The 17,194-nt window shown below is 73.9% G+C and carries 15 protein-coding genes and 1 tRNA gene; 8 read left to right on the forward strand and 8 right to left on the reverse strand.

Annotated elements, in window-relative coordinates:
• The first annotated feature begins 36 nt into the window (after positions 1 to 36).
• From ACFVVX_RS03390 to aspS, 4 genes are all read left to right on the forward strand, one after another.
• On the forward strand, positions 37 to 1,062 hold the full coding sequence (locus tag ACFVVX_RS03390; RefSeq protein ID WP_387940877.1) for an LD-carboxypeptidase: 1,026 nt from the start codon (positions 37 to 39) through the stop codon (positions 1,060 to 1,062).
• Positions 1,063 to 1,133: 71 nt separating this feature from the next.
• Positions 1,134 to 1,982: a class I SAM-dependent methyltransferase gene (locus tag ACFVVX_RS03395; protein ID WP_387940879.1), complete on the forward strand. Its 849-nt coding sequence runs from the start codon at positions 1,134 to 1,136 to the stop codon at positions 1,980 to 1,982.
• Positions 1,983 to 2,097: 115 nt separating this feature from the next.
• The gene (locus tag ACFVVX_RS03400; protein ID WP_387940881.1) at positions 2,098 to 3,306 is read left to right on the forward strand and encodes an amino acid--tRNA ligase-related protein; all 1,209 of its coding nucleotides are present in this window, start codon (positions 2,098 to 2,100) and stop codon (positions 3,304 to 3,306) included.
• 327 nt (positions 3,307 to 3,633) lie between these two features.
• Positions 3,634 to 4,950 (forward strand): aspartate--tRNA(Asn) ligase, encoded by a 1,317-nt coding sequence (gene aspS, locus ACFVVX_RS03405; protein ID WP_387940883.1) that lies wholly within the window; start codon positions 3,634 to 3,636, stop codon positions 4,948 to 4,950.
• A gap of 313 nt (positions 4,951 to 5,263) precedes the next feature.
• On the opposite strand, the gene ACFVVX_RS03410 is transcribed toward aspS, so the two are convergent.
• Positions 5,264 to 6,604, reverse strand: coding sequence for a macro domain-containing protein (locus ACFVVX_RS03410; RefSeq protein WP_387940885.1), 1,341 nt, complete (start codon positions 6,602 to 6,604; stop codon positions 5,264 to 5,266).
• 152 nt (positions 6,605 to 6,756) lie between these two features.
• Between ACFVVX_RS03410 and ACFVVX_RS03415 the strand changes: the two genes are divergently transcribed.
• Positions 6,757 to 7,614, forward strand: a complete 858-nt coding sequence (locus ACFVVX_RS03415; protein WP_387940887.1) for a macro domain-containing protein — start codon at positions 6,757 to 6,759, stop codon at positions 7,612 to 7,614.
• A 175-nt stretch (positions 7,615 to 7,789) separates the two neighbouring features.
• Here the strand turns inward: ACFVVX_RS03415 and ACFVVX_RS03420 are convergent, their stop codons facing one another.
• The 5 genes from ACFVVX_RS03420 to ACFVVX_RS03440 form a co-directional block, all read right to left on the reverse strand.
• Entirely contained in the window at positions 7,790 to 8,491 is a 702-nt protein-coding gene (locus tag ACFVVX_RS03420) for a TIR domain-containing protein (RefSeq protein WP_387940889.1), read from the reverse strand.
• Positions 8,492 to 8,576: 85 nt separating this feature from the next.
• Entirely contained in the window at positions 8,577 to 10,148 is a 1,572-nt protein-coding gene (locus ACFVVX_RS03425; RefSeq protein WP_387940891.1) for a hypothetical protein, read from the reverse strand.
• A 127-nt stretch (positions 10,149 to 10,275) separates the two neighbouring features.
• On the reverse strand, positions 10,276 to 11,076 hold the full coding sequence (locus ACFVVX_RS03430; protein WP_387940893.1) for a hypothetical protein: 801 nt from the start codon (positions 11,074 to 11,076) through the stop codon (positions 10,276 to 10,278).
• A 507-nt stretch (positions 11,077 to 11,583) separates the two neighbouring features.
• Positions 11,584 to 11,656, reverse strand: a tRNA-Lys gene (locus tag ACFVVX_RS03435).
• A gap of 87 nt (positions 11,657 to 11,743) precedes the next feature.
• Positions 11,744 to 12,457 carry a DNA polymerase beta superfamily protein gene (locus tag ACFVVX_RS03440; RefSeq protein WP_387940895.1) on the reverse strand — a complete coding sequence of 238 codons (714 nt, stop codon included), beginning with the start codon at positions 12,455 to 12,457 and terminating at the stop codon, positions 11,744 to 11,746.
• Positions 12,458 to 12,627: 170 nt separating this feature from the next.
• Here ACFVVX_RS03440 and ACFVVX_RS03445 point away from each other — a divergent pair, with 170 nt between their 5' ends.
• Complete coding sequence (locus ACFVVX_RS03445) at positions 12,628 to 13,398, forward strand: SDR family oxidoreductase (protein ID WP_387940897.1); 771 nt, start codon at positions 12,628 to 12,630, stop codon at positions 13,396 to 13,398.
• Between the two features lie 98 nt (positions 13,399 to 13,496).
• Positions 13,497 to 14,219: a tyrosine-protein phosphatase gene (locus ACFVVX_RS03450; RefSeq protein ID WP_387940899.1), complete on the forward strand. Its 723-nt coding sequence runs from the start codon at positions 13,497 to 13,499 to the stop codon at positions 14,217 to 14,219.
• Between the two features lie 75 nt (positions 14,220 to 14,294).
• On the opposite strand, the gene ACFVVX_RS03455 is transcribed toward ACFVVX_RS03450, so the two are convergent.
• Positions 14,295 to 14,753, reverse strand: coding sequence for an RICIN domain-containing protein (locus ACFVVX_RS03455; RefSeq protein ID WP_387940901.1), 459 nt, complete (start codon positions 14,751 to 14,753; stop codon positions 14,295 to 14,297).
• 161 nt (positions 14,754 to 14,914) lie between these two features.
• Between ACFVVX_RS03455 and ACFVVX_RS03460 the strand changes: the two genes are divergently transcribed.
• Positions 14,915 to 16,057, forward strand: coding sequence for a hypothetical protein (locus tag ACFVVX_RS03460; protein ID WP_387940903.1), 1,143 nt, complete (start codon positions 14,915 to 14,917; stop codon positions 16,055 to 16,057).
• A 24-nt stretch (positions 16,058 to 16,081) separates the two neighbouring features.
• Here the strand turns inward: ACFVVX_RS03460 and ACFVVX_RS03465 are convergent, their stop codons facing one another.
• A complete protein-coding gene (locus ACFVVX_RS03465; RefSeq protein ID WP_387940905.1) occupies positions 16,082 to 16,918 on the reverse strand; it encodes a TIGR02452 family protein in 837 nt (278 codons plus the stop codon).
• Between the last annotated feature and the right edge of the window lie 276 nt (positions 16,919 to 17,194).

Consider the following 17,194-nt stretch of genomic DNA (forward strand, 5'->3'; position numbering starts at 1 on the left):
CATGTCCCCGAGCCCCATCCCCCACGAGGAGTCGACGTGCCCGAATCCCCGGCAACCGTCCGGCCGCCGGCCCTGCGGCCCGGCGACACCATCGCGGTGGTCTCACCGGCCTGCCCCGCCACCGCCTTCCTGGTCGAGGAGGTGCGGCGCGGCACCGAGGCCCTGGAGCGCATGGGCTTCACCGTCCGGATGATGCCCCACGCGAAGGGGGTGCGCGGCTGGACCTCCGGCTCGGTGCAGGAGCGGCTGGACGACCTGCACCAGGCGTTCGCCGACCCGACCGTGCACGCGGTGCTGTACAGCATCGGCGGGCTGCACTCCGCTCAGCTGCTCTCCGGCCTGGACATGGAGCTGATCGCGGCCAACCCCAAGGTCTTCTGCGGCTACTCGGACGCCACCTCCCTGCTGAGCGCCGTGCACACCGCGACGGGCCTGGTCACCTTCTACGGCCCCGCGCTCATCCCGCAGTTCGGGGAACTGGCGGAGCCGTACCCGGAGACCGCCGAGCACTTCCTGCGGGTCGTCCGCGAGCCGGCGCCGGCCGGTCCGCTCCCCCGGATCCCGTACCAGGTCGTCGACCTGGACTACGCCCGGCGGGAGCGCGAGCAGCGGCCGCGCGACCGGACCCCGGCCCCGGCCCGCGGCGTGCTGCGCCCGGGCCCGGGCACGGCGAGCGGCCCCGCACTGGCGGTCTGCCTGCCGTCGGTCCGCGACCTGATCGGCACCCCGTGGCAGCCGGACACGACGGGCCGGGTCCTCTTCGTCGAGACCCCCGAGCCGCCGTACTCCCCGGCGACCGCCGACGCCGACCTGTGGCACCTGCGCAACGCGGGCCTGCTGGACGACGTGGCGGCGGTCGTCCTGGGCCGCCCGCTCGGCTGGGACGCCACCGAGGTCGAGGCGTTCACCGAAGCGGTCGCGGAGTGCCTGGACGGCCTGGCCGTCCCGGTGCTGACCGACGTCGAGTTCGGCCACACCAACCCGATCCTCACCCTGCCGAACGGCGTGCACGTCGCGGTCGACGGCACCGAACTCACCCTGCTGGAACCGGCGGTCGGCTGAGCCCCGCCCGGTCCCGGCACCCGCCGAACCACCCTGACCCTTCACCACAACCACCACGTCGAGGAGACACCATGACTGAGAACTACCAGGCCGAGGTCACCCAGTACTTCCGGAAGAAGGCCGACGGGTACGACCGCGTCGACGAGCAGGTCTACTGGCGGCTCTCCGACGAGCTGCTCTGGGAGGCACTGGAGCGCTACGTCCTGCCGTCCGTCCCCGAGGGCGCCAAGCTGCTCGACGCCGGCGGCGGCACCGGACGCTGGAGCGACCGGCTGCTGCGCCACCGCAAGGACATGTCGGGCGTGCTGTTCGACCTCTCCCCGGACATGACCCGGCACGCCGCCGCCAAGTCCGTCGAGCACGGCTACGCGGACCGCTTCCAGGTGCTGCAGGGCGACCTCGGCGAGCTGGGCGGGCAGGTCGAGGATGAGCAGTTCGACCTGGCCATCAGCTTCCACAACGTGCTGGGCTTCGTCGACGACGTCCCCTCGGTGCTGCGCCAGATCACGGCCGCGCTGAAGCCGGGCGGCCAGGCCGTCCTGGTCATCCCCAACCGCTACCACGCGGTCTTCTTCAACATCTTCACCGGCAACCTGGACGAGGCCGAGAGCGCGGCGTTCGAGCGCCGCGGCCGGTTCACCCCGGACATGCCGGCCATGCACCTGTTCACGCCCACCGAGCTCACCGGCACGCTCAACGAGATCGGCCTGCCGGTGTCCTTCCTCACCGGCTACCCGGTCGCCGTGTACCCCGGCTTCCAGGAGACCCAGCTCGACGGCACCAGCGCGACCGTGCGGCAGACGCTGTCCGACGAGGCCGCGTACGGCCGCATCAAGGACATCGAGCTGCGACTGCTCGGCGAGCCCGGCCTGGCCGAGCGCGGCAACAACCTCTTCGTCGTCGCGCGCAAGCCCAAGTAGCCCCGGCGCCCCGCGGGGTCCGGTCCCTCCACCGGCGACCGGCCCCGCGCGCCGCGGGTCCCACCGGACCGCCTGCTCCGCCTGCCCGTCAGCCCGATTCCAAGGGGGCCCCACCATGTCCCAGATCGTCCTCACCGGACGGATCTTCTCCATCCGGCCGATGGGCAAGCGGCTGGCCTTCGCCACGCTGCGCTGCCCCGACCGGGAGTACCTCTGCGTCTTTCCCGGCCGCCCGGCCATCGCCGAGGAGAGCGTCGTCCGCGTCGCCGGCACTGCCCGGCTGAGCGAGAAGTCCAGGAAGTTCTCCGAGGAGGTCCACGTCGAGTCCTTCGAGGTGGTCGCGGAGAACCGCTCCATCGCCTCGTCCCGCCTCAGGCAGATGCCCTACGGCAAGGAGATCCTCCCGGACCAGCACGTCTACATGCGGCTCCCGGAGGTCCGGGACCGGCTGCTGAAGAAATGGACGGCGATCAAGGCGATCCGCGACCTGATGGCGGCGGAGCAGTACGTCGAGGTGCAGTCCCCGCGGCTGGTCGGGCGGATGACCGACGGCCCGACCATGAAGTTCAAGGTGGACTTCTTCGGCCAGGAGGCCTATCTCTCGCTCAGCAACCTGCTGTTCCACACCGCTTTCGCCGCGGGCGACTTCGCCTCGGTCTTCGAGATCTCGCCGCTCTTCCGTGCGGACATCAACCACAGTTCGCAGCACCTGAGCGAATTCCTCATCCTGGAGGCGACCTCCGCCTACCGGAACCGGGCCGACATGATGGATCTGTCGAACCGGATCGTGCGGTCGGTCTGCGCCCACACCGAGGCCCGGCTCCCGGAGGAGCACCTGGCCGACATCCCCGTCGTCACCTACGACGAGATCTGCGCCATCACCGCGAAAAGTGATTGCGCGCCCCTGGTACGCGGCGGGAAAATCAAGCGGTACCACGCGAACGCCGTCGCCCGGCACCTGGACCGGACGCTGTTCTGGGCGGTCGACCTGCCCGCCGAGCACAAGGCGTTCTTCTCGTCGACCCGCTACGAACCGGCGGTCGGCGCCCAGGTGGCGAACGACTTCCGGCTCTACTGGAACGAGGTGGACATCGTCGACGGAGGAGAGCGCGTCATCGAGCCCGCCCGCCTCCTGGAGCGGATGGCGGAGCAGAATCTCGACCCCGAGCATTTCTCCTACTACCTCAACGTCCTGGAGGGCGGAGTTCCGCCGCTTACCGGATTCGGGCTGGGTATCGAGCGGCTCCTGACGAAATGCCTGGATCTCGGGAACATCCGCCAGGTCGTCCCGTTCCCCCGGTTCGTGGGACACCTCGAACCGTGACCGGCCCCTGATCGGCCGCGACCGGCAACGGTCGAAACCGATCAGCCCTCAGCAAAGCGTTGACGGAGACAAGTAGGCACGGACCGCACGAGCCGAGAGAGCCGCCGGAAGCTGGGAAGGCGGCCTCGTGTCCGCTGCCCAAGACCCTCCCGAGCGCGGGGAGGAACGGCCCCCTCGGGGCCCAATGCCCCGCCGGCCGCCCCCGTCACGGGCGCGAATGAGACTGCCCCGTTCCCCAGCGGCGGCAGTGAAGCGTGGTGGCACCGCGGGCACCCTTCCCGCCCACGCTCCCAAGGGATCATGACGATGTCCGCGTGGAGGACAACAATGATCCAGTCGAACGCACGAGTCCTCGTCGGCGACCTGGCCCGACACATCGGCCGGACGGTATCCGTCTCCGGCTGGGTGAACACCCTGCGCCTGCAGCGCACCATGCAGTTCGTCCTGGTCCGCGACCACACCGGTACGGCCCAGGTGACCCACCGGCGCGACGGCAGCGCGCTGGAGGCCGGGCTGGAGGGGCTGACCACCGAGTCCGCCGTCCGGATCACCGGCCGGGTGGTCGAGAACCCCGTGGTGAAGCTCGGCGGGGTGGAGATCGTCCCCGAGTCGGTCGAGGTGCTGAACCGCGCCGAGGCCCTGCTGCCGATCGACGAGAAGACCGGCGTCGAACAGCGCCTGGACTGGCGCTTCCTCGACGTGCGCAGGCGCCAGGCCGCACGCCTGCTGTTCGCCGTGCAGACCACCCTCGAAGCGGGCATGCGCGAGTACGCCTACGCGCAGGGCTGCACCGAGATGCACACCCCGAAACTGATGGGCGCGGCCTCCGAGTCGGGGGCCGAGGTCTTCAAGCTCGGCTACTTCGACCGCAGCGCCTACCTGGCGCAGTCGCCGCAGTTCTTCAAGCAGATGGCGATCGCGGCCGGCATCGACCGGGTCTTCGAGATCGGCCCGGTCTTCCGCGCCGAGCGGTCCTACACCTCCCGCCACGCCACCGAGTTCACCGGCGTCGACGTGGAACTGGCCTGGATCACCGACGTCGAGGACGTGATGGCCTTCGAGGAGCAGATGCTCGCCCACGCCCTCGCCAAGGTGGCCGAGGTGCACGGCGAGGAGATCCGGGAGCAGTTCGGCACCGAGGTGACCGTCCCCGCCACCCCCTTCCCCCGGGTCACCATGGCCGAGGCTCAGGCGATCCTGCGCGCCAGCGGCTGGGACCCGCAGGGCGAGAAGGAGGACCTCGACCCGGAGGGCGAGCGGGCCGTCGCCGCGCACTTCAAGGAGCTGACCGGGCACGAGTTCGTGTTCGTCACCCACTACCCCAGCAGCATCCGGCCCTTCTACCACAAGCGCCCGGCCGACCGCCCCGACCTCACCCTCAGCTTCGACCTGCTGTGGAAGGGCCTGGAGATCACCACCGGCGCCCAGCGCGAGCACCGCTACGACGTCCTGCTCGACCAGGCCGCCGAGAAGGGCGTGAACACCGACCCGATGCAGGACTACCTCAACTGCTTCCGCTTCGGCTGCCCGCCCCACGGCGGCCTCGGCATGGGCCTCGGCCGGGTCCTGATGGTGCTGCTCGGCCTCGACTCGATCCGTGAGGCGACCTTCCTCTTCCGCGGGCCGAACCGCCTCACGCCCTGACCGCACGGGAGCCGGGCCGGAGCACCGCCGACCCGGCTCCCGCACGGCGGGCCGCCGGTGCCCGCCTCCTGAACGGCCCCCGACCGGAAGCGGACCGGAAGCAGCTGCGCCTTTCCCCGGAAGCGCCCCGACTGCTGTGCTGTCCACCGGAGGGGAGCGGACCGCCGCCGCAGGGGGGACTGCGCGGTCCGCTCCCGCCCACCACCACGGCGGGAGGGGACGCATGCGCAGGCGCCGGCCGCGGGCCGCGGTGCCGGCCCGGTCCTCAGCCGCGGTGCCGGCCCGGTCCTCAGCCGCGGTGCCGGCCCGGTCCTCAGCCGCGCCGGTACGGGGCCTCCTGGAGGAAGCGCTCCAGCTCCAGCAGGTCCGTGCGGCGCAGATCGTCCGGGTGCACCACGAGCCGCAGCTCGGGCGCGACCGGGGTGCCGTCCAGACAGGCCCGGACGAAGGACTCCACGATCAGCCTGGCGAGCCGCCCGCGGTCGAGGTCCACGATCCGGGCGAGCCCGGAGCCGAGCATCGGCACCGCGACCGGGCGGTACTGCCCGTGCAGCGCCACCGCCTCCCAGAGCCGGTCCAGGGCCAGCGCGAGGTGCTCCGGACCCGACCGGGCCACCATGTCGTTGCCCAGCCGCGAGTACGCGGTGGCGAAGACCCGGCGGCGGCCGACCGGCACCGCCACCGTCGTCCCGATCGGATAGCGCAGCCGGCGCCCGCGGGGCTTGTCCCGGCTCCGCTCCCGCTCGACCACCGGCACCGGCCGCAGCGCCCGTTCCAGCTCGGCGTCCAGCAGCTCGCTGCGGCCGCCGAACAGCCGCTCCACGAGCTGTCCCTGGATGCTCGACCGGCTGATCACGAGGTCCTGGTCGATCTCGGTGTCGAAGGTGTCGGTGAAGCCCGCCACGAGGTTGGCGTCCTCCTGGTCGAACAGGTCGCCGCAGATCACCACGACCTCGATCGCCCGGTCGGGCAGCGCGATGCGCAGCAGCTCGTCGTCCCAGCGGCCGCGCAACCCGTCCCGCAGCCGGCCGAGTTCGGAGGCCCAGGACGGGTCGTCCGGGCGGTCCCGGACCGCCGCCTCGGCGACCGGCAGCGCGAGTTCCGGCCGGCCGAGTCTGACCCGGCAGGAGATCAACTCCCGCCGGGCGGTGTCCTGCAGACCGGTCAGCCGGCGGATCAGCGGTTCGGCGAACTCCTCGCCGGCGGCCTCGGCCAGCGGTCTGCCCCGGACCATCCCCAGCGCCTCCTCAAGACGCCAGGCCGCCATCACCGGTCCGACCTGGAAGGAGTCGTTGACCAGCTCGGTGAAGCGGGCGCTGTCGAGCTCCGCCGGCGCGAGGCTGAGCCGGTAGCCGGTCTCCGAGCCCCGGGCCGTCGACAGCTGCTCGGTGCGCAGGACCCGCGCGCCCAGGAGCAGATCGCCGCCGCCGATCGCGCGCCGCAGTTCGACCACCCGCTTCTGCACCTCGTTGCGGCCCCGCGCGCCCTGGCCCGGGAGATCGGCCTGCCGGCCCCAGACGTCCCAGCGCAGCTGCCGGACCGGCACCGCCTCGCCATCCGCCGCCACCAGCCGGACCAGCAACCGCCTGGTCAGCGGGGTGAGTTGGACCGGAACCCCGTCGGACTCCACCCGCACCGGCCCCAGCACGCTCACGCGGACACCCGTCATCGGAACCCCCAGCTGCCTCGGCCCCGGCCGGGAGCCACCTCGTACGAAGCACCGGCCAGGATAGCAACCACCGTACCGGGCAAGCCGGTTGATGATCGGCGTGTCGAATGAACAGCCGGCCGCCGGCCCCTCCCCGGGTGTCCCGGCGCACCGCGTCCGCGTTCCTGCGCAACGCCGCGACCGCCTTCGGCGGGGTCGCGGTGGCGGGTCAGCTCGCCGGACCGCTCTTCCCGCACGGACTGCCCGCGCCCGGCTGGGTGACCGCGGGCTCCGCCGGGGTCTGCGTGCTCTGGGGCGCCTACCGGGCGCGGCCGGTCCCGGTGGTGCGCCAGGAGTTCCGGCGGCCCGACATGACCGTGGTGGTGGAGGCCGGCGACCTCTTCGCGGCGCCCGGCCACCTCGTCGTCGGCTTCTGCGACACCTTCGACACCGCCCCGGCGGACGGGCGGCTGATCAACGAGGGCAGTGTGCAGGCCCAGTTGCTGCGGCGGCGCTACGACGGGGACCTGGACCGGCTGGACGCCGAACTCTCCGCCGCCCTCGCCCCGGTCGCCCCGCTGTCCCGCGAGCTCCGGGCGGACAAGCCGCTCGGCAAGCTCGACCGCTACCCGCTCGGCACCGTGGCCGTCCTCGGCGCCCCGCCCCGGCTGGTCTTCGCCACCGCCTACAGCCGGCTCGGCCGCGACTTGGTGGCGGCGTCCGGCGTGGAGGACCTCTGGTTCGGCCTCAACCGGCTCTGGGACGCCGTCGACCGGCGGGCCCGGACCGACTCCGTCGCGATGCCGCTGGTGGGATCGGGGCTCGCCCGGATGGACTACCTGGACCAGGACAGCCTGCTGCGGCTGATCCTGATGTCGTTCATCGCGCGGTCCCGGGAGGGCGCGGTCTGCCGGGAGCTGCGGGTCGTACTGCGCCCGGCGGACCTGGCGAGCGTCTCCGTGCCGGAGGTCCGGGCGTTCCTGCGGAGCATGGCCGAGGGCCTGGCCGACCGGTGACGGCCGCGGCTGCTGTGACGAGGCCGATGACGCCCATGACACCGATGACGCCGGCGAGGCCGATGACGGTGATGACAGGGATCACGGTGATGACAGGGACGGCAGGGACGACAGGGACGGCGACGGCCCGGCCGCGGTGGTGCGCCGCGGCCGGGCCGGTCCGTCCGGCGCCGGGTCAGCCCCTGCGGCGGTACGCCCCGAGGTCCCGGAACGGCTCGGTGTCCAGCCAGTCGTGGCCCCGGTCGTCCACCGGGCAGCCGGCCACCTCCAACCGCTGCGCGACCTTCCGCAGCGCGTAGGCGGGGTTCCCGTCCGCGGTGAACCGGACCACGTTGCGGCCCGCCAGGTCGGAGGCCGGCCGGACGTCCCCGAACTCGACGATCACCGTCCGCTCCGGGTAGGCCATCAGCACCATGCCCAGTTCGATCAGCACGTTCTGGCGCGGCTGGCCGGAGGGGAGCCGCTCGTGCGCAGGCTCGGCGGACCCCCGCAGATCGTCGTGGAGCACGGCGACGTCGTCCGGGGTGAGCAGGACGAGCGCCGCCCCGGCCACCGTGGGCGCGTGGGCCACCACCTCGCCGATGAACGGGGAGGGCAGGCCGGTCGCCCCGACCAGGTGCTCCCACTCCAGGGGGTTCAGTCCCAGCCTGCGCAGCAGTCCGAACATCTCCCGCCGGACCTGCTCGTCGCGGCCGTGGACCACGAACACGTTGCGGCTCAGCTCCGTCCCGGTCGGCTCCGGCGCGCCCGCCGTCCGTCCGGCGGCCTGCCGGGGACCGCCGCGGTTGACGGTCTTGCCGGTGGAGAAGTCGATGTTGCCGGTGCCGAAGTGGTTGCCGTAGACGGCTCCGCCGCGGCCCGCTTCCTGGTCCGTCATGAGGTCGGGTGTCCTTGTTCTCGGTGGTCGTGCCCGGGTTCGGGTTCGTGGTCGCGGCCCGGCCTGGTGCCGGCGGCGCGGGAGATCAGTTGTTGACCTGCTTGTTGCGCGAGAGGTCGATGTCACCGGTGCCGAAGTGGTTGCCCGCCAGGACGGTGGTCTGGTTGCGCCGGTGGTCCGCCAGGTCGACCTGGTGCTCGCGCAGGAAGCGCTCGACGAGGTGCAGGAGGCGGCGCTCCACGATCCGGGTGTACTTGTCGGCGTCCGACTCCTGGAAGTAGTGGTGGTAGGCGTTGCTGCAGGCCAGCTCGCGGATGCTGGTGCGCGCGCCGCGGTTCACCGCGAGCGTCGCGTACCGGCCGAGGCGGAACTCGCTGCGGTCCGGGACGGTGACGAGCTCGACCGAGAAGCGCCGGCCCTCCCGGTAGTGCCCCCGGAGCCGCGCGAACCCCGCCAGCAGCGGGCCCAGCGGCAGCAGGACCACCCAGGCCCGGCTCGCCACGTGGCGCAGGGAGTCCCAGGCCGCCCGCAGCAGCAGCGGTCCGTCCAGGCGCTCCGGCAGCCGGTCGACCAGGTGGAACTCGGAGATCACCGGGGTCAGCACATGGCTGTGGAACTCGGTGTGCAGGGTGTTGCCGCGGATGTCGAAGCCCACGAACACGGAGGTGACCAACTCCTCCTCCCAGGAACCGATCCGGGCGCACAGGTACTCGCGGGACGCGCCGTAGCCCTCCGCCCAGTGCCCGCCCCCGTCGTCGCCGATCGCGGGCAGCGGGCTCCAGCCCTCCCCCGCGGACCGGTCGTGCACGGTGACCGCCCGGGCGTAGCTGCGGCGCTCCACCGTGAGCGTCGCGATCCGCTCGGACTCCCTTGCCTGGTCCCGCAGTTCGGCGGTGATGTGGTGCTGGACGAACGCGGCCAGCTCCGCGACGTCGAACGGCACGACGGGCCGGCGTCTGGTGACGACCGGGCCGGTGGGCTCCTCGGACCCGTACCGGTCCGTCCGGCCGGTGAGCCGGGCGATCAGCTCCGCCGGGTCGTCCCCGTCCTCCGGGGCCCCGAGCAGCAGCTGCGCGTTCGACCACCGGCGCAGCCTCGCGCCCGCCCCGACGAACGGCCGGTAGCCGCCGAAGTAGGCGAGACCGTCCCGGGCCGACTGCTCGCGGTCGATCTTCTCGACGAGCTCGTCGCCGAGGAGGGCCGCCGACGGGCGCCCGCCGTCGAACCCCCCGCCCGGCCCGCCGTCCTTGAGCCGGGTGACCAGGGTGTGCAGGGTGGCCACCCGCCGCAGGTAGTCGGCCGACCACCAGAGCCAGACGGCGAGCAGCATCAGGGAGAAGGCCCCGATCACGCCGGTGGCGGCGAGGACGAACAGGAGGACGGCTCCGATGCCGAGGTACACCCAGGAGTTGCGTTGCAGCGCGCGGGCCGCGAGGGCGTGCGCGAGCACCGGCACGGCGTCGTAGCCGAACGAGGGGGCGACGGCCCGGGCCCGGTTGGTCAGAAGCTCCCTGATGACCGCGCTGCGGTAGTCCGGGGAGAGGTAGGTGCCCGCCGCGAGCAGCCGGGTGGCCCGGCTGCGGGCGTCCACCCCCGGAGGAGCGGTGGGCCCGGACGGGTCCGGGGGCGCGGCGAGGGAGGCGCCGTGGATGGTCATCCGTCGTTCAGAGCTCCTGTCGTGGAGGGGTCCGGTCCTGTGGTGGAGGGGTCCGGTCCTGCCGCGGTCCGCGTCCCGGCCCGCGGGCGGCCGGGAGCGGCGCCTGCGCGCCCGGGCCGGCCCACCGTCATGCCGTCCGGTTGACGGTGGCCTTGGTGATGGCGCCGTCGGTGACGGTGTAGACGCCGCGGAAGTGCCGGACCGTGCCGTCGGTCTGCCGGGCGTCCAGCGTCGCGGTGACGGCGGCGCCGTCGACCGAGAGCACGGTCACCGTGGTGGAGGTCGTCCCGGAGAAGCCGGCGACGAAGGTGTCGTAGTCGCCGGCGAGGTTGCGCCCGCCGAGCTGCCAGGCCATGCGGAAGGCCCCGGTGTTGATCGCCGCGTAGTAGTCGCGCAGCACCGCGTCGGGCTGGGCGGGCCCGGTCGGCGTGGCCGTGGCCGTCGTTGTCGATGTCGTTGTCGCCGTCGCCGTGGCGGTCGTTGTCGATGTCGCCGCCGTTGTCGCGGAGCCGGACGGTAACGGGCCGAACCAGGAGGCCGACGGCGAGGTCAGGGCCCCGGGCGTCCGGGTGGGCGAGGTGGTGGCGGTGGGCGACCGCGAGGGCGTCCGGGTGGGCGAGGGAAGCGTCCGCGAGGGCGTCACCACCGGCGGCGGCTCGCCCTGCACCCCGTAACCCCCGCCCCGGGCACCGGTGAAGAGGCTCTGGTCGATGCCGCCCCCGTCGTCCGACCCGACCGAGATGCCGCCGCCCAGCCCGAGCAGCAGCACGAGCACCGCCAGCGAACCCCCCGCGACCGCGAGCACCCCGGTCCGGACGTTCCCGGGCGGGGGCAGCAGCGACGGCGGCGGGTGGACGGGCCGGGCGGCGCCCGGTGCCCGGACCTGCGCCTTCACCGGGGCCGACGGCTCCGGGATCTTGTCGTTCAACGCGGACCTCCTGTGCGGTCACCGGCGGACTCGGGTGCGGGACCCGGCGCCTTCGGCCGCGCGACCCGGCCGTCCTGTCGCCGGCCCCGGCCTGCGGGCCCACCGGTCACCGCCCCTCGGACCGATCCGACCAGCCCCCGTGCTTCCGCGGCCACAACCGGGGCTCTTCCGATCCGCTTCCGATGCGGTGGCGGACTCACCGGAAGGACGTCGACGTCAGCCGTGCGTACGTCAGCATCACGTCGCGGCAGCAGAGTTGGACGGTGGGCCACCCGGGCGCCCGCGTCGGCCGCAGGCTCACGTACCGGGCCGCCCACCAGGCAGGACACAACGGGACACGCGGGAACGACCGACCGTCCGATGCCGGGCAGCGGCGGATTCCCCACCCGTTCCCCGCCCGTCCCTGCCCGTTCCCTGCCCGGCCCAGGGAACCGCCCCGGCGCCGACCATGACGAAGGGCGCCCTCCTCGCAAGGAGAACGCCCAGGTCAGGCACGATCTGATCGTGTGGGCCGCCAGGGGCTCGAACCCTGAACCTACGGATTAAAAGTCCGCAGCTCTGCCAATTGAGCTAGCGGCCCGTGGCCCGTCCCGTGCGGGGCGGGCCACGGTGATCCTACCCGGTAGGGCCCAGGGCTCCGCCAGTGGATTGCGGGGGCGCGCCGGGGTCAGCGGGCGGGCGGGGCGGGCGGGGTGTAGTGGGCGGCGCGGACCCGGCGGAGCCAGGCCTCGGCGGGGCGCGGGTCCGGGGTCGCCGGGAGGACGCCGGGGCCGGTGAGGCGTTCGTCGGCATCGGCGAGCAGGCGTTCGGCGGTGGCGGGGCGGTCGGCGATGCGTTCGCCGAGGTCGCGGACGCGCTCGGGGTCGGGCAGCCGGACCACGTTCTCGCCGGTCGAGTGGAGCCGGACCCCTTGCTCGACCAGCCGGACCAGGTGGCGGGCGTGCTTGGCCGCCCGGCGGCGGGTGGCCGGGTCGGCGGTGTCGCGGGCCAGCAGTTTGCGGAACTGCTGGTCGGCGTAGCCGAGATAGGCGCTCCGCACCGCGCGGGCGCTCAGGAAGGAGTCGCGGATCGCGATCAGCTCCGCGCCGAGCGGGGTGCGCACCTCGTACAGGTCGTCCGGCAGCCAGACGAGTTCGGAGGCGGTCGGGTTGCAGGTCAGCGCGAGGCGGCACCACTTGGCCGCCTCGTGCAGGGTGAGGTCGGGCTCGGTGGTGACGTGCGACTCGGCCGGACGGTGCAGACCGTGGAACTCCTCGGTCGGGGCGGCGAACAGGCCGAGGCGGTCGACGTCCGAACCGGCGTGGGCGAAGCCGTACGCGGTCGAGCCGACGATGCCCGAGAGCAGGACGGTGCCGGAGAGCAGGACGGTGCCGGGGGCCATGGGGTCTCCTTCCTCGGGCCTCGCGGTGGTCAGTGGAGTCTGCCCGCCGGGGCCCGCGGCGGGCCAGCGAATTCCGGCGGCGGCCGCACCGGCCCGCGCTCCGCCCGCGCCGCGCCCGGCCAACGGCCCACCAGCGGCTGGCGGCTGGCGGCTGGGCTACCGTTCAGGGCATGAGCTCCTCGACCGGCCCCGCCCGCACCGACGTCGTCCTGGTCACCGGCGGCGGGCGCGGCATCGGCGCCGCCACCGCCCTGCTGGCCGCGCGCCGCGGCTACCGGGTCGGCGTCAACTACCGCGCCGACGAGGCCTCCGCCACCGCCGTGGTCGAGGCGATCCGCTCCGCGGGCGGCACCGCCGTCGCCATCCGGGCCGATGTCACCCGCACCGCCGAGGTCGAGCGCCTGTTCGCCACCGTGGACGCCGAACTCGGCCCGCTCACCGGCCTGGTGAACAACGCCGGCACGCTGGAGCGGCAGTGCCGGCTGGAGGACCTGGACGAGGACCGGCTGACCCGGATCTGGGCCGCCAACATCACCGGCCCGTTCCTCTGCGCCGCGCAGGCCGTGCGCCGGATGTCCACCCGGCACGGCGGGCGGGGCGGCGCCATCGTCAACGTCTCCTCGGCCGCCTCCCGGCTCGGCGCACCGAACGAGTACGTGGACTACGCCGCCGCCAAGGGCGCCGTCGACTCGATGACCCGCGGCCTCGCCCTGGAGGTCGCCGCCGAGGGCATCCGGGTCAACGCCGTCCGCCCCGGCCTGATCCGCACCGGGATCCACGCCCTCGGCGGCGAGCCCGGCCGGGTCGACCGGGTCGCCCCCGAGCTGCCGATGCGACGCGGCGGCACCGCGGAGGAGGTCGCCGAGTCGATCCTCTTCCTGCTCTCGCCGGCCGCCTCGTACACCACGGGCGCCTTCCTGGACATCGCCGGAGGGCGCTGAACCGGGCGCGGCCGCCGCAACCGGCCCGCCCCGCACGGTCGGGACGGCCCCACCCGATTCCTTCCCCCGGCCGTCCCCGCCCCCGTACGGTGGAGGCCATGACCGACCTGCCGGGCCGTGAACCCGATCTGTCCGCCTTCATCGACATCCCCGGCGTGCGCAACCTCCGCGACGCCGGCGGCGTGGGCTCCCTGCGCCGGGGCGTGCTCTACCGCTCCGGGTCCTTCCACACCCTCACCCCGGAGGGCGCCCAGCGCCTCAAGACGCTGGGCCTGCGCACCGTCATCGACCTGCGCAGCGACGCCGAGCTCGAACTCTGGCCCGACCTGCGGCACGGCCTGGACCACGAGACGCTCCACCTGCCGACCCTCCCCGCGGACCGGGAGAGCGTCGACCGCCCCTGGCCCGAGGACCAGGTCTCGCTCTACCCCTTCATGGCCGAGACCGCCGGGCCGTCCCTCGTCGCCGTCATCCGCCGCCTCGCGGACCCGGGGGCCCTGCCGGCGCTCGTCCACTGCGCCGTCGGCAAGGACCGCACCGGTCTGACCATCGCCGTCCTGCAGTCCCTGCTCGGTGCCTCCGACGCCGAGATCGTCGACGACTACCTGCTCTCCAACGCCGGGCTCGGCCTCCTCGACGGCCCCACGCCCTACCTCGACGAGACCGGCACCGAGCGGGTCTCCCGCCCGATCTCCGCCGAACTGCTGGCCTCCTCGCTCGCCTGGATCGACGCCCACCACGGCTCCGTCCCGGCCTACCTGGCCGCGCACGGCACCACCGAGGACGAGCTCACCGCCCTGCGCGCCAAGCTCTCGGCCTGACGGGCCTGACGGGCCCGACAGACCTGACGGGCCGGAAGATCGGGGCCGGGCGGGCGGCCGGACGTACGGACGGCGCTACGGGCGGCGCTCCAACCGCCACCACTGGGAGGGGGAGTCGGTGTCCTCCCACTGGTGGACGGGGGCGCCGGGGGTGGTGGCCGCCTCGGCGACGGTGAGCGGTTTGCCACTGATGAAGCTGGTCAGCGTGTAGGTGCCGGGGTCGTCGAGGTGGTGTTCGAGGAGCCACTCCTGGGCGCCGAAGGCATTGGCGGACCACTGCTGGACGAGCACGCCGTTGTCCGGGGAGGCCCCGGTGACGTCGAGGCGTTTGCCGCTGCCCGCGTTCTCCACGTGGTACAGGGCGCCGCCGCGGTGGACGGCGGTGAGCCGCCAGAGCTGGGCGTCGGAGCCGTCCTCCGCGCCCTGGCGGACCTTGGCGCCGCTGCGGCGGCTGCCGTCGGCGACCTCCAGCAGCAGTCCGCTGCCCACGTTGCGGATCCGGTAGAGGCCGTCGGTGATGAGGTGGTCGGTCACGGGGGGAGTCTCTCACCGGGGACCGACACCGCCCCGGCACCGGCGGCCCGGCGGTGAGGCCGGCGGCGGGGCCCGCTGCTGCGGGCCCCGGAGCTGTGCGGCGGCGGTGCGGCGGGCACCCGGCGCCGGGAGCGTCCGGACGGCCGCCTAATATGCGGCGAATGGTGTCCGACCTTAACTCCACGCCCGACCCGCGGAGCGCCTACGCGTACCCGTCGGTCCGTCAGGAACCCACCCTCGCCAGCCCGCTGGCCGATGCGCTGGCCGACCTGGAGGCGGCCCTCGAAGCCGCGGACGGCGAGCGCCTCAGCACCGCGCTCCAACAGTTCGGCAGCCGGCTCGGGCCCGCCGGGCCGCAGGAGTCGGCGGCCGTCGGCCCGGCGCTGGCCGCCCTGCTGCCCGCCGTCCCGCCGTTCCCCCGCGCGCACCTGGCGATGATGGTGGGTGCCTGCGTCGAGCGCGGCGCCGACCCGGCGGCCTGCGCCGGCCCCGTCCTGGCGGGCCTGCGCGGCGCGCTCAGCGGCGCCCTGCTGCTGCTCGACCGGTGGAAGGAGACCGGCGGCGGCCCGCTGCCCGACCCCGACGAGGAGAGCCCGGCCCAGGCCCACCAGCGGATCGAGGACCGGGAGCAGCTCGACGAGTGGAACGCCCACCGGGCCGTCGCCGGCTGGTGGACGCTGCACCTGTGGCAGATGGCCTCGTTCGCGGTGTACTCGCACGCGGCCGTCCGCACCTCGGCCCGGGCCTCCGGGGTGACCGACGTCCTGCTGGAGCTGGTCGACCGGTACAGCGCCGAGCAGCACGACCTGAAGGGCCTGGCCTACCTGGCCCGGACCCTCGACGACGAGCCGCTGCTGGTGCTGGACCGCCCGACCGGCACCGGCTACCTGCTGCGGATGGACGGCCTGGCGGACAACTTCCAGCTGCACACCCTGCTCGCCGACCAGCTGATCGGCGGCGGCCACCTGCCGGGCGTCGCGCCCGACCCGGAGGTCGTCGCGCTCAGCCGCACCGAGCAGGTGGACGGACACCGCCGGCTGATCGCCCAGGGTTCCTTCAACCTGGTCGCGCCGGACGGGTCGTGGATCTGGAACGAGGGCACGCCCGGCGACATCCCCGTGGTGGACGGGATCCGCACCCTGGTGCTGGACCCGCAGCCGTACGAGCGGAGCTGGTCCGCCGGGCGGTTCATCCAGGAGATCCCCGGCGACCTGCGCCTGGAGCGGGTGCTCACCCCCTCCGAGGCCGCGACGGCGCTGGCCGGGGTCGCGCCGGCCCAGCCGTCCGAGCAGGCCTTCCGGTAGCCCGCGGCGGCCGGGCCGAACCGTTCATGCGCTGTCGGTGAACCGGGCCTCGAAGGCGGCCCGGTTCGCCGAGACGGGCGTGCGGTCCCAGACCGCGAACACCACCCGCTCGAAGGCCGCACCGTACTGCGCCAGCGCACCCTCGAAGGCCTCCGCGACCTGGGCCGGGTCGTTGCCGAACACCCCGCAGCCCCACGCCCCCAGCACCAGCGCCCGGACGTCGTGCTCGGCCGCCGCCGCGAGCACCCGGACCGCCCGCTCGGCGAGCACGCCCCGGACGTCGACCTGCTCCGAGCGCCGCGCCAGCTGGCCGGCGTTCGGCGCGGGCGAGGTCAGGAAGGTCACCGGGAAGGGCCGCGCCAGCAACTCGCCCTTGTCGCCGCGGATCACCGGCACCTCGGGCGAGACGATCACCCGGTGGCTGTACCTCAGGTCGCTCGACGCCCGGTGCGCCTCGTAGTAGTCCGGCGCCTCCAGCAGGCAGGTGTAGAGCAGGGCGCTGCGGCACAGGTCCTCCTCCTGGGCCCGGGCACCGCGCAGGTAGCCGCCGCCCGGGTTCCGCGCGGAGGCGAAGTTGAGCACCCCGACCCGGCCCGCCCCGGCCTCGACCAGCCGCCGCGCGGCCTGCACACTGCCCTCGGCCGTCACCTCGACGGGCCCCGCCGCCGAACCCGCCAGCGGCCCGGGGCCCCCGCCCCGCACCAGCCCGTCCAGCGCCTCGGGCGGGTACGAGACCGTCCCCGCCCGGGCCGCCGCCAGGCGCTCCCCCACCTCCACGAGCTCGCCCCCGGCCGCCCGGTAGCTCCCCCGCTCCGCGATCTCCTCGTTCACCGCCGCCACGTGATGCAGTCTGCTGCTCATGTCCGAGACCGTAGGGGACGACCCCTCCCCCGCGCCACAGGTTATTCTCACCAGCAGAACAACGCCCCGGCCGGGCGCCCGGAACGCCGAACGGGCCCGCCCCACCGAAGTGGAGCGGGCCCGCCGCATCAGCGCTCTGACGCCGGCTCCGGAACCGGACCGGACGTCAGGTCCGGGTCAGGAGTAGTACCCGAACACGTCCGCGATCACATGGGTCGAGTCCCAGGCGCCGTTGAACAGGTTGACCTTCCCGTCCGCACCCACCGGCACCACCAC

It is taken from the genome of Kitasatospora sp. NPDC058170, from assembly GCF_042883905.1.
Classification (GTDB): domain Bacteria; phylum Actinomycetota; class Actinomycetes; order Streptomycetales; family Streptomycetaceae; genus Kitasatospora.

Bases quoted from the DNA above. Each gene is read 5' to 3' on its own strand.
- ACFVVX_RS03395 (WP_387940879.1), top strand. From the start codon at position 1,134: ATGACTGAGAACTACCAGGCCGAGGTCACCCAGTACTTCCGGAAGAAG.
- ACFVVX_RS03400 (WP_387940881.1), top strand. From the start codon at position 2,098: ATGTCCCAGATCGTCCTCACCGGACGGATCTTCTCCATCCGGCCGATG.
- aspS (WP_387940883.1), top strand. From the start codon at position 3,634: ATGATCCAGTCGAACGCACGAGTCCTCGTCGGCGACCTGGCCCGACAC.
- ACFVVX_RS03420 (WP_387940889.1), bottom strand. From the start codon at position 8,491: ATGACGGACCAGGAAGCGGGCCGCGGCGGAGCCGTCTACGGCAACCAC.
- ACFVVX_RS03425 (WP_387940891.1), bottom strand. From the start codon at position 10,148: ATGACCATCCACGGCGCCTCCCTCGCCGCGCCCCCGGACCCGTCCGGG.
- ACFVVX_RS03440 (WP_387940895.1), bottom strand. From the start codon at position 12,457: ATGGCCCCCGGCACCGTCCTGCTCTCCGGCACCGTCCTGCTCTCGGGC.
- ACFVVX_RS03445 (WP_387940897.1), top strand. From the start codon at position 12,628: ATGAGCTCCTCGACCGGCCCCGCCCGCACCGACGTCGTCCTGGTCACC.
- ACFVVX_RS03450 (WP_387940899.1), top strand. From the start codon at position 13,497: ATGACCGACCTGCCGGGCCGTGAACCCGATCTGTCCGCCTTCATCGAC.
- ACFVVX_RS03460 (WP_387940903.1), top strand. From the start codon at position 14,915: ATGGTGTCCGACCTTAACTCCACGCCCGACCCGCGGAGCGCCTACGCG.
- ACFVVX_RS03465 (WP_387940905.1), bottom strand. From the start codon at position 16,918: ATGAGCAGCAGACTGCATCACGTGGCGGCGGTGAACGAGGAGATCGCG.